Annotated in this window: 23 protein-coding genes; 3 read left to right on the top strand and 20 right to left on the bottom strand. The window is 61.4% G+C overall.

The genetic code is table 11. The features are described from left to right. Position 1 precedes the first annotated feature (1 nt). The 8 genes from hflX to dusB form a co-directional block, all read right to left on the bottom strand. Positions 2–1,333 carry a GTPase HflX gene (gene hflX / locus AC1DJO_RS18340; protein WP_477972244.1) on the bottom strand — a complete coding sequence of 444 codons (1,332 nt, stop codon included), beginning with the start codon at positions 1,331–1,333 and terminating at the stop codon, positions 2–4. A 77-nt stretch (positions 1,334–1,410) separates the two neighbouring features. After that, positions 1,411–1,653: an RNA chaperone Hfq gene (gene hfq / locus AC1DJO_RS18335; protein WP_003539403.1), complete on the bottom strand. Its 243-nt coding sequence runs from the start codon at positions 1,651–1,653 to the stop codon at positions 1,411–1,413. Positions 1,654–1,764: 111 nt separating this feature from the next. Next, complete coding sequence (locus AC1DJO_RS18330; protein ID WP_477972242.1) at positions 1,765–2,628, bottom strand: D-amino-acid transaminase; 864 nt, start codon at positions 2,626–2,628, stop codon at positions 1,765–1,767. 61 nt (positions 2,629–2,689) lie between these two features. Then, positions 2,690–4,054, bottom strand: coding sequence for a nitrogen assimilation response regulator NtrX (gene ntrX, locus AC1DJO_RS18325; RefSeq protein ID WP_112388140.1), 1,365 nt, complete (start codon positions 4,052–4,054; stop codon positions 2,690–2,692). Further along, positions 4,044–6,314: a sensor histidine kinase NtrY-like gene (locus AC1DJO_RS18320; RefSeq protein ID WP_112388139.1), complete on the bottom strand. Its 2,271-nt coding sequence runs from the start codon at positions 6,312–6,314 to the stop codon at positions 4,044–4,046. The genes ntrX and AC1DJO_RS18320 overlap by 11 nt, the downstream gene beginning before the upstream one ends. Before the next feature lie 195 nt (positions 6,315–6,509). Continuing rightward, positions 6,510–7,961, bottom strand: coding sequence for a nitrogen regulation protein NR(I) (gene ntrC, locus AC1DJO_RS18315; protein WP_112388138.1), 1,452 nt, complete (start codon positions 7,959–7,961; stop codon positions 6,510–6,512). After that, positions 7,958–9,103: a two-component system sensor histidine kinase NtrB gene (locus tag AC1DJO_RS18310; protein WP_112388137.1), complete on the bottom strand. Its 1,146-nt coding sequence runs from the start codon at positions 9,101–9,103 to the stop codon at positions 7,958–7,960. Before AC1DJO_RS18310 ends, ntrC begins: the two co-directional genes overlap by 4 nt. Then, entirely contained in the window at positions 9,100–10,122 is a 1,023-nt protein-coding gene (gene dusB / locus AC1DJO_RS18305) for a tRNA dihydrouridine synthase DusB (protein WP_477831709.1), read from the bottom strand. The genes AC1DJO_RS18310 and dusB overlap by 4 nt, the downstream gene beginning before the upstream one ends. A 144-nt stretch (positions 10,123–10,266) precedes the next feature. On the opposite strand from dusB, the gene AC1DJO_RS18300 reads away from it, so the two are divergent. The 3 genes from AC1DJO_RS18300 (at position 10,267) to AC1DJO_RS18290 (ending at position 12,359) form a co-directional block, all read left to right on the top strand. Then, complete coding sequence (locus AC1DJO_RS18300) at positions 10,267–11,487, top strand: bifunctional 2-C-methyl-D-erythritol 4-phosphate cytidylyltransferase/2-C-methyl-D-erythritol 2,4-cyclodiphosphate synthase (protein ID WP_477972240.1); 1,221 nt, start codon at positions 10,267–10,269, stop codon at positions 11,485–11,487. Next, entirely contained in the window at positions 11,484–11,978 is a 495-nt protein-coding gene (locus AC1DJO_RS18295; RefSeq protein WP_477972238.1) for a CinA family protein, read from the top strand. Before AC1DJO_RS18300 ends, AC1DJO_RS18295 begins: the two co-directional genes overlap by 4 nt. Positions 11,979–12,053: 75 nt before the next feature. Further along, the gene (locus AC1DJO_RS18290) at positions 12,054–12,359 is read left to right on the top strand and encodes a hypothetical protein (protein WP_112388133.1); all 306 of its coding nucleotides are present in this window, start codon (positions 12,054–12,056) and stop codon (positions 12,357–12,359) included. A gap of 2 nt (positions 12,360–12,361) precedes the next feature. Here the strand turns inward: AC1DJO_RS18290 and AC1DJO_RS18285 are convergent, their stop codons facing one another. From AC1DJO_RS18285 to AC1DJO_RS18230, 12 genes are all read right to left on the bottom strand, one after another. Beyond that, positions 12,362–12,808: a type II toxin-antitoxin system RatA family toxin gene (locus AC1DJO_RS18285; protein ID WP_477972236.1), complete on the bottom strand. Its 447-nt coding sequence runs from the start codon at positions 12,806–12,808 to the stop codon at positions 12,362–12,364. 9 nt (positions 12,809–12,817) lie between these two features. Beyond that, on the bottom strand, positions 12,818–13,390 hold the full coding sequence (locus AC1DJO_RS18280; protein WP_477972234.1) for a P-loop NTPase family protein: 573 nt from the start codon (positions 13,388–13,390) through the stop codon (positions 12,818–12,820). Between the two features lie 72 nt (positions 13,391–13,462). Beyond that, complete coding sequence (lipA, locus tag AC1DJO_RS18275; RefSeq protein ID WP_477942626.1) at positions 13,463–14,434, bottom strand: lipoyl synthase; 972 nt, start codon at positions 14,432–14,434, stop codon at positions 13,463–13,465. 93 nt (positions 14,435–14,527) lie between these two features. Further along, positions 14,528–14,776 carry a GlsB/YeaQ/YmgE family stress response membrane protein gene (locus AC1DJO_RS18270; protein WP_112388129.1) on the bottom strand — a complete coding sequence of 83 codons (249 nt, stop codon included), beginning with the start codon at positions 14,774–14,776 and terminating at the stop codon, positions 14,528–14,530. A gap of 15 nt (positions 14,777–14,791) precedes the next feature. Further along, the gene (locus tag AC1DJO_RS18265; RefSeq protein ID WP_112539526.1) at positions 14,792–15,046 is read right to left on the bottom strand and encodes a GlsB/YeaQ/YmgE family stress response membrane protein; all 255 of its coding nucleotides are present in this window, start codon (positions 15,044–15,046) and stop codon (positions 14,792–14,794) included. A gap of 77 nt (positions 15,047–15,123) precedes the next feature. Beyond that, positions 15,124–16,572 (bottom strand): dihydrolipoyl dehydrogenase, encoded by a 1,449-nt coding sequence (gene lpdA / locus AC1DJO_RS18260; protein WP_477972232.1) that lies wholly within the window; start codon positions 16,570–16,572, stop codon positions 15,124–15,126. Between the two features lie 13 nt (positions 16,573–16,585). Continuing rightward, a complete protein-coding gene (locus AC1DJO_RS18255; RefSeq protein WP_112388127.1) occupies positions 16,586–17,167 on the bottom strand; it encodes a GNAT family N-acetyltransferase in 582 nt (193 codons plus the stop codon). A gap of 2 nt (positions 17,168–17,169) precedes the next feature. Then, entirely contained in the window at positions 17,170–17,811 is a 642-nt protein-coding gene (locus tag AC1DJO_RS18250) for an SGNH/GDSL hydrolase family protein (RefSeq protein ID WP_112539530.1), read from the bottom strand. Between the two features lie 19 nt (positions 17,812–17,830). Continuing rightward, a complete protein-coding gene (locus tag AC1DJO_RS18245; protein WP_477972229.1) occupies positions 17,831–19,174 on the bottom strand; it encodes a pyruvate dehydrogenase complex dihydrolipoamide acetyltransferase in 1,344 nt (447 codons plus the stop codon). 15 nt (positions 19,175–19,189) lie between these two features. After that, complete coding sequence (locus AC1DJO_RS18240; protein ID WP_477972227.1) at positions 19,190–20,569, bottom strand: pyruvate dehydrogenase complex E1 component subunit beta; 1,380 nt, start codon at positions 20,567–20,569, stop codon at positions 19,190–19,192. Positions 20,570–20,584: 15 nt separating this feature from the next. Next, positions 20,585–21,631, bottom strand: a complete 1,047-nt coding sequence (pdhA, locus tag AC1DJO_RS18235; protein ID WP_112388123.1) for a pyruvate dehydrogenase (acetyl-transferring) E1 component subunit alpha — start codon at positions 21,629–21,631, stop codon at positions 20,585–20,587. A 145-nt stretch (positions 21,632–21,776) separates the two neighbouring features. Then, the gene (locus tag AC1DJO_RS18230) at positions 21,777–22,097 is read right to left on the bottom strand and encodes an FtsB family cell division protein (protein WP_112518610.1); all 321 of its coding nucleotides are present in this window, start codon (positions 22,095–22,097) and stop codon (positions 21,777–21,779) included. Positions 22,098–22,240: the final 143 nt, after the last annotated feature.

Genomic DNA, 22,240 nt, shown 5'->3' with positions numbered 1-22,240 from the left:
CTCAGCGCTCCCAATCTTCCTTGGCCTTCGACCCGCTGCCGAGCCGCCCTTCGAGCGCCGTAGCTTCCGTCTCCGACAGGCGCAGGTCGAGCGTGATCGACCCGTCTTCGTTGTCTTCGCGGGCATCGACGATGGCGTGCTCGTAAATCCACGGCAGAAGAGCAAGCTTGCCGACCGGGATAGTGATGGTTGCTTCGGTCATGACGCCAGACAGGCGGCGGCTGATTTCTTCCATCAGCCGATCGACGCCCTCGCCGCTGACGGCCGAAACCGCCACGACATTCTTGGTGCCGGCGGCCTTCTGGACCATCACATCATGCGTTTCCGGCTCCAGCCGGTCGATCTTGTTCCAGACCTCGATGATGCGCTTGGCACCTTCGGCCTCGTCGATGCCGAGGTCGTTGAGGATGCGCAGCACGTCGGCGCTCTGGGCCGGATTGTCGTCATCGGCCATGTCGCGGACATGCAACACGAGATCGGCTTCCAGCACTTCTTCAAGCGTCGCGCGGAAGGCTGCGACCAGGTGCGTCGGAAGATCGGAAATGAAGCCGACCGTGTCGGAGAGAATGACTGTGCGGCCATGCGGCAGCTTCATGCGGCGCAGCGTCGGATCGAGCGTCGCGAAGAGCATGTCTTCGGCGAGCACGCCAGCACCGGTGATGCGGTTGAACAGCGTCGACTTGCCGGCATTGGTATATCCGACCAAGGCCACGATCGGATGCGGCACCTTGCGGCGCTTGGCGCGATGCAGCTGGCGGGTGCGCACCACTTGCTCCAGCTCACGCTCGAGCTTGATGATCCGGTCCTGCAGCATGCGCCGGTCGGCTTCGATCTGGGTTTCGCCCGGACCACCCATGAAGCCGCCACCGCCACGCTGGCGCTCAAGGTGGGTCCAGCTGCGGACCAGGCGGCCCTTCTGGTAGTTCAGATGCGCCAGATCGACCTGCAGCGTGCCTTCCTTGGTGGACGCACGGCGGCCGAAGATTTCAAGGATCAGGCCGGTCCGGTCGATGACCTTGACGTTCCATGCTTTTTCGAGATTGCGCTGCTGCACGGGCGTCAGCGGGTGATCGACGATCACCAGACCCGAATCGTATTCCTCGAGCTTGGCCTTGATCTCTTCGATCTTGCCGGTCCCGAGCAGTGTTGCCGGCCGCGGATCGCTGATTGGCACGATGGCACCATAGACGACATCGAGGTCGATCGCTTCGGCAAGGCCGCTGGCCTCTTCGAGCCGGCTTTCGGGAGAGCGGGTGACGGTGATCGCACCGTCAGCGGATGCGCCGCGTCCACGTGCCTGCTTGAGAACAGGCACGACGACGGTCGCGTTCATATCGTCCCGGAGCTTTTCGGCTTCCGGGATGATGGAATCATTCTTCGTATCGCGTGTCGAAATAACGTCTGATCCTATCAGGAAGCGGCTTCTTCGCTCTCAAACATCTGCATCGGCTGGCCCGGCATGATGGTCGAGATCGCGTGCTTATACACGAGTTGCGAATGACCGTCACGGCGAAGAAGAACACAGAAGTTGTCGAACGAGGTCACAACGCCGGTCAGCTTAACGCCGTTAATCAGAAAAATTGTCAGGGAAATCTTTTGTTTGCGAACAGTATTGAGAAATAAGTCCTGCAAATTCTGAGAACGTTCCGCCATCGCGCCGCTTCTTTCTTTATTGCCGGCATGTCTCAGCCGGTGGAATACTAATCAGCCTCTCCAAGCCATCAGCAGGTAACCCTCATCCCCTGCGTCCAGCAAATCTTGGTATCAAATCGCAATCTTTTCCGCAACGTCGAAAAAGGCTTCCCGGATATTCTGGGAGACGCTGCCGGGGTGACCGTTGGCAATCGTCTGGCCATCCAGGGAAACAACGGGAAAACAAATGCTTGTCGCGGCAGTGATGAAGACTTCACGGGCCGCCAGCATGTCGGCGACGGTGAATTTGCGCTCGGCGATCTTGAGGCCGAGCTTGGCGCCGACATCGATCAGCGTCGTGCGGGTGATGCCGCGCAGGATGCCGTGCTCAGCCGGACGGGTGATCAGCGTGCCATCGGCATCGACGATCCAGACGTTCGTTGCAGCCCCCTCTGTGACGAAGCCGTCGCGATCGACATAGATCGCTTCCTGGGCACCGGCCTCCTTGGCCTGCTGGCGGGCCATCGCATTCGGCAGCAGGCCGACGGTCTTGATATCGACGCGGTCCCAGCGGTTATCAGGCACGCTGATCGCCTTGATGCCGCTGGCATTCTTCCTGGCGATGATCGATGGATCCGTGCTCTTGGCGGTGATGACGATTGACGGCTTGGTACCTTCGGCGGGGAAGACGTGGTCGCGCCGCGCAACGCCGCGCGTCACCTGCATGTAGAACAGGCCGTTCTTCACCTTGTTGCGGCGAAGCGTCTCGCGAATCACGGTGACCAGTGCCGCGCGGCTCATCGGCGTTGCGATCCGGAGTTCACTCAGCGAGCGGTTCAGCCGGTCGAGGTGGCGGGTGATATCGACGATATAGCCATGCCTGACTTCGCAGACCTCATAGACCCCATCGGCGAACTGGTAGCCACGATCCTCGATGTGAACGCCCGCCTGGGCATGGGGAACATACTGGCCGTTGACGTAGGAAATTCTTGGCATCGGGAAACCTGGCTGTGGGGCAATGAAGAGCGCCGGCGCGGGCTTGCGCGCCGGAAAATTGTCAGACGCCGAGCGACTTCAGCTTGCGATGCAGCGCCGAGCGCTCCATGCCGACGAACTCGGCGGTGCGGGAGATGTTGCCGCCAAAGCGGTTGATCTGGGCGATGAGATAGTCCTTCTCGAACATCTCGCGGGCCTCGCGCAGCGGCAGCGTCATGATGTGGTAGTCGTTCTTGGCAGAGACTTTCGGCAGCATGTCGCCGAGATCGGTCGGCAGCATGTCGGCGGTGATCGGCGCATCCGGACCATCCGAGCGGGCAAGGATCATCAGCCGCTCGATATTGTTTCGCAGCTGGCGGATATTGCCCGGCCAGTCATGCGCCTGCAGCACCGCCATCGCGTCGTCGCCGATCCGGCGCAGGCGAATGCCGGCCTGTTCGGAGATCTGGCGCATCAGCTGATCGACGAGGAACGGAATGTCTTCGCGGCGCTCGGCAAGCGCCGGCACGCGAACCGGGACCACAGCCAGGCGATGATAGAGGTCCTCACGGAACCAGCCCTCGGCAATGCGGCTCTCCAGGTTATAGGCCGTCGAGGAGATGATCCGGACATCGACCTTGACGCGCTTCGAGCCGCCAACGCGTTCGAACTGCTGGTCGACAAGCACGCGCAGGATCTTGTTCTGTGTCTCGCGGGGCATCTCGCCGACTTCGTCGAGGTAGAGAATGCCGCGATGCGCCTCCTCGAGCGCGCCGGTCTTGCGGGCCTGACCTGGCGAACCTTCGGTGCCGAAAAGCGCGATCTCCATGCGATCCGGCGTAATGTTGGCGGCATTCAGCGCGACGAACGGGCCGCTGGCGCGCGTCGACTTCTTGTGGATCATCCGTGCCACCAGCTCCTTGCCAGAACCGGATGCACCGAAGATCATGATGCGACTGTTGGTCGGCGACACCTTCTCGATCGTCTGGCGAAGCTGGGAGACGGCAACCGAAGTACCGATCAGCTCCACGGCATCGCCTGCCCGCTTCTTCAGTTCCGAGACTTCGCGCTTCAGCTTGGAATTCTCGAGCGCGCGCTCGGCAATCAGGATCAGGCGATCGGCCTTGAACGGCTTCTCGATGAAATCGAAGGCGCCGCGCTTGATGGCGGAAACCGCGGTTTCGATATTGCCATGGCCGGAGATCATGACGACCGGAATATCGGGATGGCGGGTCTTGATCTCGTCGAGCAGCGACAAACCGTCGAGCTTGCTGCCCTGCATCCAGATGTCGAGGAAGATCAGCCGCGGGGCGCGATCGGAAATCGCTGCCAGCGCACTGTCGCTGTCATGCGCCGTGCGCGTTTCGTGACCTTCATCCGAAAGGATGCCCGAGACGATCTCGCGAATATCGTGCTCATCGTCGACGACGAGAATATCAGAGGCCATAAACGCTTTCCTTGTCGGTTTCAGCAGGGGCGGACGAGGCCGGCTCGAGACGCGGCAGATGCACGCGGATCATGGCTCCTCTCCCCTGGTCAAAATCTGCGGGCGCATCATGCAGCTCAAGCTGCCCGCCATGCTCTTCAATAATTTTCTTGACGATCGCCAGGCCGAGCCCGGTGCCCTTCTCGCGCATCGTCATATAGGGCTCCAGAATGCTGTGCCGGTTTTCGACAGGCAGGCCGCGCCCGTTGTCGATGACATCGACGGTGAAGCGGTCCCTGCCCTCGTCCATGCCGGCGCGCACAAGCACCTTGCGCTCGTCGCGCTCCTCGCTCGGCACCGACTCGATAGCCTCGACGGCATTCTTGATGAGGTTGCCGAAGGCCTGGCCGAGCATGCGGCTGTCGAACATGCCTTCAAGCGGCCGTTCGCCGAGATCCTGCAGGAAGCTGACATGGGTGTTGCCCATCTCGCGCAGGAACATCGCGTCGCGCAGGATATCGCGCAGGTCGCTCTGCTCCTTGGTCGGCTTCGGCATGCGCGCAAAGGCCGAGAATTCGTCGACCATGCGGCCGATGTCGCCGACCTGGCGGATAATCGTATCGGTGCACTGGTCGAAGACGGTCTTGTCGTCCTGATTGATCTGCTTGCCGTACCGGCGCTGGATGCGCTCGGCCGAGAGCTGGATCGGCGTCAGCGGGTTCTTGATCTCATGGGCAATGCGGCGCGCCACGTCGCCCCAAGCCGTCGAGCGCTGGGCAATGACCAGATCGGTGATGTCGTCGAGCGTGATGACGTAGGATTCGGCGCCATCACGCACCTCTTCGCGCGTCACCTGGACACTGAGCGTGCGAACGGTACCGCCCCGCACGAGGGCGATCTGCTTGCGGAAATCGCCGCGATAGCGCTGGGCGGCCTCGGTCAGCACCTGATCGACCTCGGGGGCGATATCGGCCAGCTGCTTGCCGAGCATGTCGGACGCGTCAAGCGTCATCAATGCCTCGGCCGAGCTGTTGACGATGGTGATTGCCCGGTCGCCCTCGACACCGATGACGGCGGCGGTCACACCGGATAGGACCGCCTCGATGAAGCGGCGGCGGTCGTCGACCTCGTCTTTCGCTTCCAGAATTTCGTCCCGCTGCGTGCGGATCTCGGAGATCATCTTGTTGAAGGTGCGCGAAAGATTGGCAACGTCGCCATCGACGGCATGCACAGGAACGACGATGTCCATGTTGCCCGAGGCAACGCTGTCGGCCGCCGTGATCAGCAAGCGGATCGGCCGGACGATACGGTCGGCGACGGCAATCGCGGTCCAGATGGCCGCGAGAAGCACGATCAGCGCAAAGCCGATATAGAGCACGGCAAAGGCGATCTGCAGCGAGACGCGGCCTGCCTCCATCGACTGATATTCGTTGGCATTTTCCTGCATGAGCCGCATCGCGCCCATGACCTTTGGATCGACCGCACGCACTGTGTATAGGAAGGCATCCGGAATAGATTCGAGCTTGATGATGGCGCCGACGAGATTGGTCACGCCCGGCGGGATCAGCGTCGGCTGGCCGGCAGCGGCCTTGGTCAGCGCATCCGGCGGGATCGCCGGCAGCGGCTTCTCGGTCTTGATGTCCGCCTGGGTGATGACGTCGCCATTGCTTTCGACGAGAAAAGCTCCGAGCAGGCCGCGGCCACGCGCCTGGCGGGTCATCAATTCCGCAAAGCCGGTCCGATCGAGATTGTAGAGCGTGCGATTGCGCTCCAGATCATTGGCCATCGATACGGTCTGGCCCTGGAGATAACTGGCGTTCTCCATCATGTAGGCCTGGCCGACATTGCGCGACGAACTGACGATCGACTGCGTGCGGAGCGCGAACCAGCGATCGAGACCGGCATTCAGCGTGATACTGGCGAAGAGTGCGACGAGGATCGCCGGCGTGATCGCCACGAGCGAGAAGAGCACGACGATGCGGATGTGGAGGCGGGCGGCCGCCCTTCCGCGCGTACGGGCCTTCATCAACCGTGCGACCTCGCGGCCGATCAGCGCCATCAGGCCGAGAACGAAGAACGAATTGACGACGACGGAGGTGATGACCACGCGGGAGGTCGGTTCGATCGGCGTGAAGCCGAGAAGCACGAAGAGTGTGGCGGTGGCACAAAGAAGCGCACCACCGGCCAGCATGAGACCGGGCAATGCAAAGAGCGCGCGACGATCGGTGACGATTGCCACCCCTTCGTCTTCTGCCGCAGGCGATGCCGCATCCTGCTTCATCTGGTCATTCTCCTGGCGGCAAGCCGCCACGCCACATCTGCAATCACCGGGCCGAAAAACCATCAGCGCCCGCGCAATCCCGGTCTATCGAGATCAGCGGCACAGACCATCTGTTATGGTTACGATTGTCCAAACCCTATGCGTGACCTTTAAGCAACGCATTGTGGCGAAAATGCAACGCATGCCGCCACATTGTCAAGCTGTGCGGGAGCTCCGGTAGACCGAAACGCCGAGCTCGCGGATCTTTTTGCGCAGTGTATTGCGGTTCAGACCGAGCAGATCGGCTGCCTTGATCTGGTTGCCGCGTGTCGCCGTCAGGGCCGCGAGGATCAGCGGATATTCGAGTTCCGTCAGCACACGGTCATAAAGCCCAGGTGGCGGCAGATTCTCGCCGAAACTTGCAAAGTATGTGCGCATATTCTCTTCGACCGCCTGCGCGATGGTCATCGAACCCGAGCGGATCGGACCCTTGTCGATCGGGCTGTCGGGGACGTCGGAGCGCAGTTCGCTTTCGATGATTTCGCGGCTGATCACATCCTGTGGATAAAGTGCCATCAGACGGCGAATAAGGTTCTCAAGCTCGCGCACGTTGCCGGGCCAGGCATAGGCCTTCATCAGCTCCAGTGCTTCCTGATCGAATCGCTTGGTACCCAGGCCTTCCTTTTCAGCTTGCTGGATGAAGTGGCGGACGAGATCCGGAATATCTTCGGCGCGGTCTCGCAGCGGCGGCAGGCGCAGCGGGACGACGTTGAGGCGGTAATACAGATCCTCGCGGAACAGACCCTGATTGATCGCCTGCTTCAGATCCTTGTTGGTGGCGGCAACAATGCGCACATCGGTGCGGATCGGCGTGCGGCCGCCGACCGTGGTGTATTCCCCCTGCTGCAAGACGCGCAGAAGGCGGGTCTGCGCGTCCATCGGCATGTCGCCGATTTCATCGAGGAACAGCGTGCCGCCCTCGGCCTGCTCGAAGCGGCCGGTCGAGCGGTTCTGCGCACCGGTAAAGGCGCCCTTCTCGTGACCGAACAATTCGGATTCGATCAGGTCGCGCGGGATTGCGGCCATGTTGATGGCGACGAAGGGGCCGTTGCGGCGCTTGCCGTAATCGTGGAGCGCGCGGGCGACGAGTTCCTTGCCGGTACCGGATTCGCCGGTGATCATTAGCGTCAGGTCGGTCTGCATCAGACGCGCCAGAACGCGATAGATTTCCTGCATTGCCGCCGAACGGCCGACCAGCGGCATGCCGTCCTGCATGTCCTCGTCGAGCTTTGCCGGCTTCTTCTTCGGCTCGGAAAGCGCCCGGCCGATAATGCCGATCAGCTCCGTCAGATCGAACGGCTTCGGCAGGTAGTCGTAGGCGCCCTTTTCGGAGGCCTTGATCGCCGTCATGAAGGTATTCTGGGCGCTCATGACAAGCACCGGCAGATCCGGCCGCGCCTTCTTGATGCGCGGCAGCAGATCAAAGGCATTCTCGTCGGGCATGATAACGTCGGTCACCACAAGATCGCCCTCGCCTGCCGAAACCCAGCGCCAGAGCGTGGCGGCGTTCGAGGTAATGCGAACATCGTACCCGGCCCGGCTGAGCGCCTGATTGAGCACCGTACGAATGGCCGCATCATCATCTGCGACGAGGATCGTTGCTGTCATCGAGAAGTTCCTGTGGGGTTTGCAATTGCCGCGTCATCAGAAGAGGCATCCTTGGATGCCGGCATCAGGACGCGGAAGGTGGTCTTGTTGTTCTGGCTGTCACATTCGATGATGCCGCCATGGTCGCCGATGATCTTGGCGACCAGCGCCAGACCAAGGCCGCTGCCGTTGGTCTTGGTGGTGATGAAGGGATCGAAGAGATGCGGTAGCAGGTCCGAGGGAACGCCGGGGCCGTTGTCCTGCACGCAGAATTCCAGTGGCAGCGAGATTTTTTCGCGGGTTCCGGCGACGGAGAGGCGGATACCCGGACGATAGGCCGTCGTCAGCAGGATTTCGCCATCCTGCCGTTCCCCGACGGCTTCGGCTGCATTCTTCACCAGGTTGAGGAACACCTGCACCAGCTGGTCGCGATTGGCGTAAACGGCCGGAAGCGAAGGGTCGTAGTTCTCGGTGATGCGAATCTGGCGGGCGAAGCCAGCCTTGGCCACGGCTTTCACATGATCGAGAACGGAGTGGATATTGACCGGGACGCGATCGACGGGGCGCTCGTCGGAGAAAACCTCCATACGGTCGACCAGCGAGACGATGCGGTCGGTCTCGTCGCAGATCAGCCGGGTCAACGCCCGGTCCTCGTCGACGGCCGACTGCTCCAGCAGCTGTGCCGCGCCGCGAATGCCCGAGAGAGGGTTCTTGATTTCATGGGCGAGCATCGATGCAAGGCCGGTTACCGAGCGGGCAGCGGCGCGATGCGTCAGCTGGCGGTCGATCTTGTCAGCCATCGAGCGCTCCTGGAAGACGACGACGACGGAACCCGGCGCGCTGATCACCGGCGCCACATAGAGATCCACCAGCTTGTCCTGGCCAAGGCGGGGCGAGCTCAGATCGACGCGGTATTCATTCACCGGTGCGCGGCGTTCGCGGACCTGATCGATCAGCGCCAGCAGCGGACTGCCGAAGGGAATGAAGGTCGAGATTTTGTAGCGCGCCAAATGCGAGGCGCTGGCGCCGAAGAAAGCCTCGGCCTCCCAATTGGCAAAGGCGACGAGACCGGCCTCGTCCACCATGATGACAGGGTTCTGGATGGCATTCAGAACCGCCATCGCCACACCACCCGTCTGATCGGCCTGCGTCTTGTCGGTCATGCCGCCTCCCGGCTTTCAGCTGCTTCTGCCTCTGCAGAGAGCGCATCGTAAAGCCGCCGCTCCACCTCCAGCGGCTGCTTCGAAGTCATGATCACGGCCTTGTCGTCCTTTGACAGCGCTGGCGCATAGCGCTCCAGATACCAGCCGAGATGCTTGCGCGAATGGCGAATGGCAACGTGTTCGCCGTAGAATTCAAGCATCATCCGGTAATGCTCGACGGCGATATCAGCGATCTCCTGTCGCTTCGGACCGGCAGCACCGGCAATGACGCCCGCATGCCAGGGACGTCCCTGACAGCCACGGCCAAGCATTACCGCATCGGCGCCCGAGCGGCGGAGGATCTCCTCAGCATCCTCGGGCGTGTTGACATCGCCATTGGCGATCAGCGGCACGGAAATGACATCGCGGACGGCGCGGATCGCATCCCAGTCCGCCTTGCCTTCGTAGAATTGCATGCGGGTGCGGCCATGGATGGTGATCAGCTGGACGCCGGCATCCTCGGCGCGCTTGGCAATCTCGGGAGCGTTCAGCGAATTCTCGTCCCAGCCGAGGCGCATCTTCAGCGTGACAGGCACATTGACGGCCTTCACCGTCGCCTCGATCAGTGTGAGAGCATGATCAGGATCGCGCATCAGCGCCGAGCCCGAATAACCGCCGATGACCTTCTTTGCCGGGCAGCCCATGTTGATATCGATGATATCGGCACCTGCGTCGGCAGCGACCTTTGCCGCCTCTCCCATCCAGTAGGCTTCGCGACCGGCAAGCTGCACCATATGCGGCTTGAAACCGGCGGCTTGCAGCCGTGACCAGGATTCGGCGGTGTTGTTGACCAGTTCACGGCTCGCGACCATTTCGGTGACGACGAGACCGGCGCCGTATCGCCAGGCCAATTGCCGGAACGGCATATCGGTGACGCCGGACATGGGCGCCAGCGTAACGCGGTTGCGCACGGAGACATTTCCGATCTGCAAAGGCGCTGCTAGGTTCACTCGATGCAATTGATTATCTTTCAGGCACACAATATTGCTGCACTATTTTTAGCCATAGACGAATGGCTTGCCAAGAGGCTTTGGTTAGAATTGATATTTTTCGGGCAGAAGCTGGAAAGCCGGTGGCCGAGCCTATAGAGCACCTGTGTCGCTTTCTGCTTATTTTAGGGATTTATGGCGCAAATGCATTCGAAGCAACCATTATCGGCCGGGATCGTCGTCGTTGCCGCCGGGCGCGGCGAACGTGCAGGCGCATCCACCGAGGGCCCGAAGCAGTACCGGATGATCGGTGGTAAGCCGGTTATTGCCCACACGCTTGAAAACTTCATGACATGGGAACACGCCTCGCAGATCGTCGTCGTCATTCATCCCGACGACGAGGCGCTGTTCGACAAGGCGCTGCGCCATATCCTCTCGGCAACGCCGATCGTGGCAGTGCATGGCGGCGCAACGCGCCAGCAGTCGGTCCTGGCGGGTCTGAGACATCTCAAGGACCAGGGCATCACCCACGTGCTGATCCACGATGCGGTGCGGCCGTTCTTCGACCACGTCCTGCTCGATCGCATTGCCGGCGCGCTGACAGACGGCGCGCCCGCGGTTCTCCCGGCAACACCGGTCGCCGATACGCTGAAGCGCGCCGACAAAGACGGAACGGTTCTCAAAACCGTGTCGCGTGAGCACCTCTTCGCAGCTCAGACCCCACAGTCCTTCGCCTATGATGCCATTCTTGCAGCTCATGAGAAGGCCCATTCCGCGGGCCGCATCGATTTCACCGACGACGCTTCGATTGCCGAATGGGCCGGAATGCCGGTAACCATCGTGGAAGGATCAGCCGACAACATGAAACTGACCGTCAAACGCGATATCGCCCTTGCCGACAACCGGCTGTCGTCGTCTGCCTTACCCGATGTTCGCACAGGCAATGGCTACGACGTCCACCAGCTCGTGCCCGGCGACGGCGTGACGCTCTGCGGGCTATTCATTCCGCACGACCAGAAGCTCAAGGGCCATTCGGACGCCGATGTCGCGCTGCATGCCCTGACGGATGCGCTGCTTGCCACCTGCGGCGCCGGCGATATCGGCGATCATTTCCCGCCATCCGACCCGCAATGGAAAGGTGCCGCCTCGCGGATTTTTCTTGAGCATGCGGCGAAGATCGTCCGCGACTGCGGCGGCACGATCATGAATGCCGACGTTTCGCTGATCGCCGAAGCGCCGAAGGTCGGCCCTCACCGCGATCGGATGCGCGCCAATCTGGCCGAATTCCTCGGTATCTCGATCGGCCGCTGCTCGGTCAAGGCGACCACCAACGAAACGATCGGCTTCGTCGGCCGCCGTGAAGGTATCGCGGCAATCGCTACAGCAACCGTCGTCTTCCGCGGTACGAAGGAGTGACGATGTTTCCGGCTGATATCCTCGCTATTTCAGAAAAGATCATCCGGGAGTTTTCGGCCGCCGGCCTGATGGTCTCGACCGCCGAGTCCTGCACCGGCGGATTGATCGCCAGCGCCCTGACGGAGATTTCCGGGTCGTCAGCCGTCGTCGACCGTGGGTTTGTGACTTATACTAACACCGCCAAGATGGAGATGCTCGGCGTTCAGGAGGAGACGCTTGCCCGCTTCGGCGCGGTCTCTGAGGAGACGGCGAGGCAGATGGTGCATGGCGCCCTCTTCCGCTCGCGCGCCGCTGTGGCGGTTGCCGTTACCGGCATTGCCGGACCCGGCGGCGGCTCGTCGGAGAAGCCTGTTGGTCTCGTGCATCTCGCAGCCAAATCGCGGCGCGGCGAACTCATCCACCGCAAGATGCTCTATGGCGATATCGGCCGCGACAAGGTTCGGCTCGCGACCGTTGCGACAGCACTGGAAATGCTGCTATCGCTGAAGTAGCATGCCGGAACAAAAGTCTTCTGCTACCGTTCCTGCCGCGTTGCCGGCCAATGCCGGTTTTGAAGGATTGTTCCCATGCGATACTTGGCCGTCTTCGGCGTTGCATTGAGCCTCGGCTGCATTTCCGCCGCGGAAGCACCGTCCAATTACCAGACCTATACCGGCATCCGTGTCGATTCCGATCCGGTGCTGCTGGCGCGGTACGACCGCGCCCTCTCCTATTGCGAGCGGGAATCGGTGTCGTGGCGCGGCTCGCCCGACACGCGCAGCCTCCGCTACAATACGGCGCTGAGGAACTGCCTCTACCGCCGCAGCTTCGTCGATCGCGGCTACTATGCCTATCCGGCAACGCAGGTCTTCGACCACTTCCTCGACCGCTGAGCTCAGCTGCCGTAGATCGCCGTCGCGCGTTTTTCGAAGGCTTCCGTGAACATGCGGAACGCCCTGTCGAACATCGTCCCCATGAGCGCGCCGAGGATGCGGCTCTTGAACTCGTAGTCGATGAAGAAATTCACGGTCGAGCCGTTGGCGGCGCCGGTGAAGCTCCAGCGGTTGTCGAGATACTTGAATGGGCCATCGATATATTTGACGTCGATGACGTGCTCGGCCTTGTTCAGCAGGACCTGCGTCGTGAAGGTTTCGCGGATCGCCTTGTAGCCGACCGTCATGTCGGCCACGAGCAGGATCTTGCCATTGCGCTCCTTGCGGCTGCGCACGGTCAGCGCCTCGCAGAGCGGCAGGAATTCCGGATAGCGTTCGACATCTGCAACGAGGTCGAACATCTGCTCGGCACTATGGGGAACGGGGCGATGCGTTTCGAATTGCGGCATGAAGGGCAGTTAAGCGGGCGCATCGAGAAGATCAAGAAGGCGGCTCACCTCTCGCCGGCTTTTCAGCTGGAAAACCGGGACATCATGGCCGTAGCGATCGATACCGGCGATGACGAGCGGTGCGAACCGCTGCTCAAACGTCCAGATGTAGGTGAGGAACTCGCGATCCGGCAGCTGTTCCCGGCATCCGGGCGCCATATCCGGCCGCGTCTTGCCGAGATGAAGGAAAGCGCGCTTGCAGATGCCCCATAGGCAAAGCCAGCGCGGCATGCGCACCCAGAGGATCAGTTGCGTGCGCGGGACGCGGATATCGAAGGTCGACGGGCCGGTTCCGTCCATCAGCCACCCATCGCCGTTGACGGTATCGGTGATCAATTGCCGTTCCTCGGCTTTCTGGCGCTTCACCCAGCCCGGCAGCCAGAAGAATTCCCTGTCCATCGAGATATGGGTGAGACCCAGCCTGGCAGCAAGCTTTCGCGACAGCGTGCTCTTGCCGCCGCCGGAGCAGCCGATGACCATGATTCGGGAGGACCGGCGCGCGAGGCGGACGGCTTCACCGATATCGTCGATATAAGCAGGCATCGCGTCTCTCGCTCGCAAACAAAAAGCCGCGGCGAAAATCGCCGCGGCTTCTAAAAAATGCAAGCAGGGATTTTATTCTGCGGCGATCAACAGCTTCTTTTCGCGCGCCGCTTTCAGACGGGCGAAGTCGTCGCCGGCATGATGCGAGGAGCGCGTCAGCGGGCTGGAGGCGACCATCAGGAAGCCCTTGGTATAAGCGACCGTCTCGTAGGACTTGAATTCCTCCGGTGTGACAAAGCTCATGACCGCGTGGTGCTTCTTGGTCGGCTGCAGATACTGGCCGATCGTCAGGAAGTCGACGTCGGCAGTGCGCAGGTCGTCCATGAGCTGGAGAACTTCATTCCGCTCTTCGCCGAGACCGACCATGATGCCTGATTTGGTGAACATCGTCGGGTCCAGTTCCTTCACGCGCTGCAGCAGGCGAATGGAGTGGAAATAGCGGGCGCCGGGGCGAACGGTCAGATAGTTGCCCGGGACGGTCTCCATGTTGTGGTTGAAAACGTCGGGCTTGGCGGCGACGACGCGCTCCAGGGCACCCGGCTTCTTCAGGAAGTCGGGTGTCAGGATCTCGATCGTCGTCATTGGCGACGCTGCGCGGATCGCCCAGATCACCTTTTCGAAATGCTCGGCGCCACCATCGGCCAGATCGTCACGATCGACCGAGGTGATGACGACGTGCGAAAGGCCCATCTGCTTGACGGCCTTGGCGACATTCTCAGGCTCGGCCATATCCAGCGCATTCGGCTTGCCGGTCGAGACATTGCAGAAGGCGCAGGCGCGGGTACAGATCTCGCCCATGATCATGAAGGTAGCGTGCTTCTTGTCCCAGCACTCGCCGATATTCGGGCAGCCGGCTTCCTCGCAGACGGTGACGAGCTTGTGCTCCTTCACGATCGAGCGCGTCTCCGAGTAACCCTTCGACGTCGGCGCCTTGACGCGGATCCAGTCGGGCTTGCGCAGCACTTCCTGGTCCGGCCGGTGGGCCTTTTCGGGATGGCGCACGCGCTTTACATCGGGATTGATCGTGTCGAGGATAGTGACCATTGCAGTTTCAACTTTCCGCCGCCCCATGCGGCTTCATCATCAGTCTGCACATAAGTGTTTTACTCAGATCTTACAATCGAGCCGTCATGTGCATCATCGCCGGACGAGCCGGGCGAGGAAAATCAGCAGGCAGGCGCCCAGGAAGCCGGTGACGAAGTAGCCGAGCCGCCCGCCGGCCACTTCGATATGGAATTGCGCCAGAATGGCGGTGGCGACGACGGAACCGACGATGCCGAGCACGATGTTCAGCAGAATGCCGTACCGTGCCTCCATCAGCTTGCCTGCGAGCCAGCCCGCAAAACCGCCGATGATGATTGCTGCTATCCAGCCGACGCCTTCCATATGAACCCTTTTTCCCTACGCTATTGCCCTTGCGATCAGCACCACGATGATGGCGCCGACCGTGGCGTGAATGATCTGCACCACCAATGCATTTTCAATGCCGAGCGAGATGCCCAGTGCATTGAACAGAAACCCGCCCACGAAGGCGCCGATGACGCCGCTCAACAGGCACCGTATCAGCCCACCCCCACCGACCACGAGGCTTGCCAGAAAGCCGGCGACAAGCCCGATCAGCAGGAAGATGAGCAATGCCTGCGTACTCATTGACATGATGATTTCCTTTCGTTTTTCCCTCTTTCAGGGATGGCCTCTGCCATCCTCAAGAAAGAGGGCGGAAACGGAAATTATCAAGCGTTCAGCACGCGTCCGTAAGCGTCGAGCACGGCTTCCTTCATCGATTCCGAAACGGTCGGATGCGGGAAGATCGTGTGCATCAGTTCTTCTTCGGTCGTCTCCAGGTTCATGGCGACGACGAAGCCCTGAATGAGCTCGGTAACTTCGGCGCCGACCATGTGGGCGCCGAGCAGTTCGCCGGTCTTCTTGTCGAAGATCACCTTGACCATGCCCTGGTCTTCGCCGAGCGCGATGGCCTTGCCGTTGGCGACGAAGGAGAAGCGGCCGACGCGGATATCGCGGCCTTGCTCCTTGGCCTTGGCTTCCGTCAGACCGACCGAGGCGACCTGCGGGTTGCAATAGGTGCAGCCCGGAACCTTGCTCTTGTCGGTCGGGTGCACATTCGGCAGGCCGGCGATCTTCTCGATGCAGACGACGCCTTCGTGCTCGGCCTTGTGGGCGAGCATCGGCGGGCCGGCAACGTCGCCGATCGCGTAGATGCCGGGGATATTGGTCTTGCCGTAGCCGTCGATGACGACGCAGCCGCGATCGGTCTTGACGCCGAGCGCCTCGAGGCCGAGGTTCTCGATATTGCCCTGAACGCCGACGGCGGAGATCATGCGATCGGCGGTGATCTGCTGCACCTTGCCGTCAGCCGTCTCGACATGCGCGGTGACGCTGTCTGCCGATTTCTCGACCTTGGTGATCTTGGCACTGGTAAAAATCTTCAGGCCGCGCTTTTCCAGCTGCTTGCGGGCAATAGCAGTGATTTCGGCGTCTTCGACCGGCATGATGGTCGGCATGACTTCGACGACGGTGACGTCGACGCCCATCGAGCGGTAGAAGCTGGCGAATTCGATGCCGATGGCGCCCGAGCCCATGACGATCAGCGACTTCGGCAGAACATCCGGCTTCAGCGCTTCGAAATAGGTCCAGATCAGCTTGCCATCCGGCTCGATGCCCGGCAGCGCGCGAGGGCGTGCGCCGGTGGCGATGATGATGTGCTTGGCGGTGTAGGTGCCGCCTTCGGCCTTGATGTTCTTCGGCAGCGGATGCTGCGGCTCGACGACCGGCTTCGTCGACTTGGAGACCACAATCTCGCCGGGCTTGGTGATCTTCGCCTCGCCCCAGATGACATCGACCTTGTTCTTCTTCATTAGGAAGCCGACGCCGGCATTCAGGCGGCCGGAAACGGCGCGCGAGCGGGCGACGACAGCCTTGGTGTCGGCCTTGACCGAACCTTCGAGAACGAGGCCGTAATCCTTCAGGTGGTTCGAATGATCGAGGATTTCGGCGGAGCGCAGCAGCGCCTTGGTCGGGATGCACCCCCAGTTCAGGCAGATGCCGCCCAGGTGCTCGCGCTCGACGATCGCGACCTTCAGACCGAGCTGACCGGCGCGCACCGCCGCGACATAGCCGCCCGGACCCGAACCGATGATGATGACGTCGTAATTCTCAGCCATGTTTCCTGCCTTTTTATCCGGCGAGGCGGGTCAAAAGCACCCACTCGTGTTTCTTGCTGCTCTCGAAAATCGGCACGGCATCCGCGCGATCCGCTTCCGAGAAACCATTCTTCTTGTACAGCGCCAGCGCTGCCTCATTGTCGCTCGATGTGATCAGGCTGACCGGCAAGCCATTTGCCTTGTCGATCTGATCGCCGAGCAGTTTCATTCCAATGCCGATGCCGCGCAGATGGCGGTAGACGGCCAGCGTACCGATGAACCAGCCGCCGGCGACCGTCTTCTGCATGGTGATCACAGGCACCAGCGCCGGACGATCCGTTTCGATGGCGCTGATGCCGGCGCCGAGTTCGTAACCCACCGCCGCTCCGGCGATTTCGCCATAAGCTTCGGCGACAACAGCATTCTGCCAGCTGCCCCACTCGCCATCCCGGCTCATCTTCAGCCGGCCCTGCTCGAGGGGCGTATCGACCTTGCCGCCAGAGACCTCGGAGAACCAAAGCCAGGAGGCGAAACCGTGAGAGCCGATATCGACGAGGATCGCGAGTTCTGCCGCATCCCGCCGTTCCGCCGGCCGCAGCGCGGCGAAGGTGCCCACAGTCAAACTCCCAGCATCATCCGGACGACCGATTCCAGACCGCGCCCGAGAGCGCGGGTATTTTCCGCATCGAGATGCACGCCATCGAGCGGCGTGGTTCTCGCAACCGAACTGCCGTCGAAGAAACCGCAGCCGAGTTCGTCGGCGAGATCGCGATAGAGGGTCGCAAGCTTTGCCGACTCCTCGACACCACCGGCAAAGGACGCGGCAAACGGCGCGTTCGCCGTCTCGCACAGAACCGGCGGCGCGACGATCAGGATATCCGGCCCGTCGAATTCGAAGGGCCAGGCATGATTGCGGATCAGCCGCACCAGGCGGGCGATGCCCTGGCAGGCGGCAAAGGCCGAACCTGCCACCACGGGCTTCATGTCGTTGGTGCCGAGCAGCAGGATGACGAGATCGAGCGGCGCATGCGTCTGCAGGATGGTCGGCAACACACGGGCACCGTTGCGGTCGCAATCGGCCAGATGGTCGTCGAAGGCGGTGGTCCGGCCGTTCAAGCCTTCAGCGATGACGCGCGTGCCGTTGCCGAGCGCTGCCTGCAGCACGCTCGGCCAACGATCCTCGTAGGCATGGCGGCCGATCGTCTCGGCGCTGTAGCCCCAGGTCAGCGAGTCACCATAGCAAAGAACGGTCTTCGTCATTTCCGCCTCCGCTCAATGCTCAGACGAGCATGCCCATCGGGTTTTCGATATAGCCCTTGAAGGCCTGCAGCAGCTGCGCGCCGAGTGCACCGTCGACGCAGCGATGGTCGGTCGACAGGGTGACGCTCATGACCGTTGCAATGGCCATCTCGCCCTTCTTGACGACAACACGCTGCTCGCCTGCGCCGACCGCCAGGATCGTTGCATGCGGCGGGTTGATGACGGCTGCGAAATCTTTCACACCCATCATGCCCATGTTCGAAACCGAGGTCGTACCACCCTGATATTCTTCAGGCTTCAGCTTGCGATCCTTGGCGCGCTTGCCGAGATCCTTCATCTCGTTGGAGATGGCAGACAGCGTCTTCATCTCGGCCTTGCGGATGATCGGGGTGATCAGGCCGCCCGGGATCGAGACGGCGACGCCGACATCGGCATGCTTGTGCTTGACCATGTTGTTGTCGGTCCATGAGACGTTCGCATCCGGAACGTCGCGCAACGCCAGAGCCATCGCCTTGATGACCATGTCGTTGACCGACAGCTTGTAGGCCGGTGCGCTGTCCTTGCGGGGCGCGGCATCGTTCAGTTGCGCGCGAAGCGCCATCAGCGCGTCGAGTTCGCAATCGACGGTGACGTAGAAGTGCGGCACGGTCTGCTTCGATTCCACCAGACGGCGGGCAATCGTCTTCCGCATGTTGTCATGCGGCACGAGCTCGTAGGAACCCTGCTCGAAGAGCTTGAGAACGGCCTCTTCCGAAGCACCCTTCGGAGCTGCGGCAGAAGCGGCAGCAGCCTGAGGTGCAGCTGCGGCAGCAGCAGGCGCAGCCGCCTTGGCGCCACCACCGGATACGGCAGCTTCGACATCGCTCTTGACGACGCGGCCATGCGGGCCGGAGCCTGCGACAGCGGCGAGATCGATACCGGCTTCCTTCGCGAGGCGGCGTGCCAGCGGCGAAGAGAAGGTGCGGTTGCCAGACGATGCGGCAGCAGCAGGTGCTGCAGCCGGAGCCGGAGCGGCAGCTGCCGGGGCAGCTGCGGCTTCAGCCTTCGGTGCCGGGGCAGCTTCGGCCTTCGGGGCCGGCGCGGACGAACCGGCGCCGCTTGCGGCGGCCTTCACGTCTTCGCCCTCGGCAGCCAGAACGGCAATCAGCGCGTTGACCTTGACGCCTTCCGTACCAGCCGGAACGACGATCTTGGCAACGGTGCCTTCATCGACGGCTTCGACTTCCATCGTCGCCTTGTCGGTTTCAATCTCGGCGATGACATCGCCGGACTTGACCGTGTCGCCTTCCTTGACCAGCCACTTGGCCAGGTTGCCTTCTTCCATCGTCGGAGAGAGGGCAGGCATCGTGATGTTGATAGGCATCGAAATACCCTCCCCTTATTTGTAGCAGACGGTCTTCACTGCCTGGACGACTTCGTCGACATTCGGCAGCGCCAGCTTTTCGAGGTTTGCGGCGTAAGGCATCGGAACGTCCTTGCCGGCGATCGTCAGGACCGGTGCGTCGAGATAATCGAAGGCCTGCTGCATGACGCGGGTGGCGATTTCGGTGCCAACCGAGTTCTGCGGGTAGCCTTCTTCGACGGTGACCAGACGGCCGGTCTTCTTGACCGATTCGATAACGGTCGGAAGGTCCATCGGGCGCAGCGTGCGAAGATCGATCAGTTCGACGTCGATGCCGATCTTTTCGAGTTCGGCTACAGCCTTGACCGCATAGGTCATGCCGATGCCGAAGGAGACGATGGTGACGTCCTTGCCCTGGCGGTGAATGCGGGCCTTACCGATCGGGAGGACGAAATTGTCGAGCTTCGGCACATCGAAGTGCTGGCCGTAGAGAATTTCGTTCTCGAGGAAGACAACCGGGTTCGGATCACGGATCGCGGCCTTCAGCAGGCCCTTGGCGTCGGCTGCTGTATAAGGCATGACGACCTTGAGGCCCGGGATCTGGCTGTACCAGGAGGCGTAATCCTGGCTGTGCTGAGCGCCGACGCGTGCGGCTGCACCGTTCGGGCCGCGGAAGACGATCGGAGCGCCCATCTGACCGCCGGACATGTAGAGCGTCTTTGCCGCCGAATTGATGATCTGGTCGATCGCCTGCATGGCGAAGTTGAACGTCATGAACTCGACGATCGGCTTCAGGCCGGCCATCGCAGCGCCGACGCCGACGCCGGCGAAGCCGTGCTCGGTGATCGGTGTGTCGATGACACGGCGGGCGCCGAATTCCTGCAACAGGCCCTGGGTCACCTTGTAGGCGCCCTGATACTCGGCCACTTCTTCGCCCATCACGAAGACGTTGTCGTCAGCGCGCATTTCTTCGGCCATCGCGTCGCGAAGCGCTTCACGGACGGTCATCGAGACCATCTCGGTGCCGGCGGGGATTTCCGGATCGTTCGGTGCTGCGGCCTTGGGCTCAGCCGGAACCAGTGCTGCGGCAGGCTTGGCTTCCGCGGCCGGTGCGGGAGCAGCGGCAGGTGCCGGTGCAGCAGCGGGTGCGGCCGAGATGTCGGAAGCCGATTCGCCGTCCTGCAGGAGGATCGCGATCTTGGCGTTGACCTTGACGTTTTCGGTGCCGGCCGGAACCAGCAGCTTGCCGATCACGCCTTCATCGACGGCTTCGACTTCCATCGTCGCCTTGTCGGTTTCGATTTCGGCAATCACGTCACCCGAGGTGACCTTGTCGCCTTCATTCTTGAGCCACTTGGACAGCGTGCCTTCTTCCATCGTCGGAGAGAGGGCGGGCATGAGGATATCGATAGGCATTGGTTCCCTCCCCGATTAGAGCAGAATGTCGGTGTAGAGCGCGGATGCATCCGGCTCCGGATCGTTCTGGGCGAAATCGGCACTGTCGGCGACGATGTCGCGAACGTCCTTGTCGATCGCCTTCAGATCGTCTTCGGAGGCCCAGCCCTTTTCGACGAGGCGCTGACGCACCTGCTCGATCGGGTCATGCTCCGAGCGCATCTTCTGCACTTCGTCCTTGGAACGGTACTTGGCCGGGTCCGACATGGAGTGGCCGCGGTAGCGGTAGGTCAGCATTTCCAGGATGATCGGGCCCTTGCCGGAGCGGCAATGCTCGAGCGCCTCGTCGGCGGCAGCTTTGACGGCGCGCACGTCCATACCATCGACCTGTACGCCCGGAATGCCGAAGCCGGAGCCGCGCAGCGAATAGTTCGACTGTGCGGTCGCGCGGGCCGTGGAGGTGCCCATGGCGTAGCGGTTGTTTTCGACGATATAGATGATCGGCAGCTTCCAGAGTGCCGCCATGTTGAAGCTTTCGTAGACCTGGCCCTGGTTGGCTGCGCCGTCACCGAAATAGGCGACGCTGACCGAGTCATTGCCGCGGTAGCGGTTGGCAAATGCCAGACCGGTGCCGAGCGAGACCTGCGCGCCAACGATGCCGTGTCCGCCGTAGAAATGCTTTTCCTTGGAGAACATGTGCATCGAACCGCCCTTCCCGTGGGAATAGCCATTGCGGCGGCCGGTCAGTTCGGCCATGACGCCGCGGGCGCTCATGCCGGTTGCCAGCATGTGGCCGTGGTCACGATAGGCAGTAATGACCTGATCGCCATCCTTCTGCGCCATCTGCATGCCGACGACGACAGCTTCCTGGCCGATGTAAAGGTGACAGAAACCACCGATGAAGCCCATGCCGTAAAGCTGGCCGGCCTTTTCTTCGAAACGGCGGATCAGCAGCATCTCGCGGTAAGCCTTGAGCTCCTCGTCGCGATCGAAATCGGCGACAGGACCACCATTCGAGGCCTTGGCTGCGGATTTTGCGCTGGTCTTGCGGCTGGAAACGGTCGCGTTCTTTCGCGGCGCCATTCAACCCTCCCTATGGGTTTGCGGTTCTTAGGTGGCGCGTACCATAGGGAAGAAATATGGCCACAGCAATGCCATAAATGCATGGCACGTATTCAGGATTAAGCCACTGATAATTCTATATAATTAACGATTAACTTGTTTTCGGTTAATTGGAATATGAATTGAATATGACGACCTCGTCGGCGCGTGACATATTCAGCTGGTAACGGGCTTTTTCGTCCAGCATATCCTTATCGAGAGAGCCATCACTCAAGAGCGCGACCTGCTGCTCGATATGCTCGCGCTTGGCCTTCAGCGTCGCAAGCTCCTTCTCGCGGGCGATGCGCCGCTGCTCGAAGACTTCGGTCGCACGCAGGCCGTAATCGCCATGGATGCAATGATAGCCGAAATAGGAGAGAAAGGCGACCGTCATAGCCGGAACAACGAACCGGCCGATCTTCTTTTTCTTATGATGCTTTGTCCACATACGCACACATGCTCTAAAACGCATTACCTATGCGATGAGAGTAGCGCTGAGAGATTAACCGTCCGTTGACTATGAATTTTTGCGGGCAAGAAAAAACCCGCGCCGGTGAAGCGCGGGTTTCAAGGCATTGATCGCTAATGGCT

It is taken from the genome of Rhizobium sp. 05N430, assembly GCF_056396985.1.
Note: the sequence above shows the minus strand (reverse complement) of the source record. Positions and strands in the feature narration are given on the sequence as shown.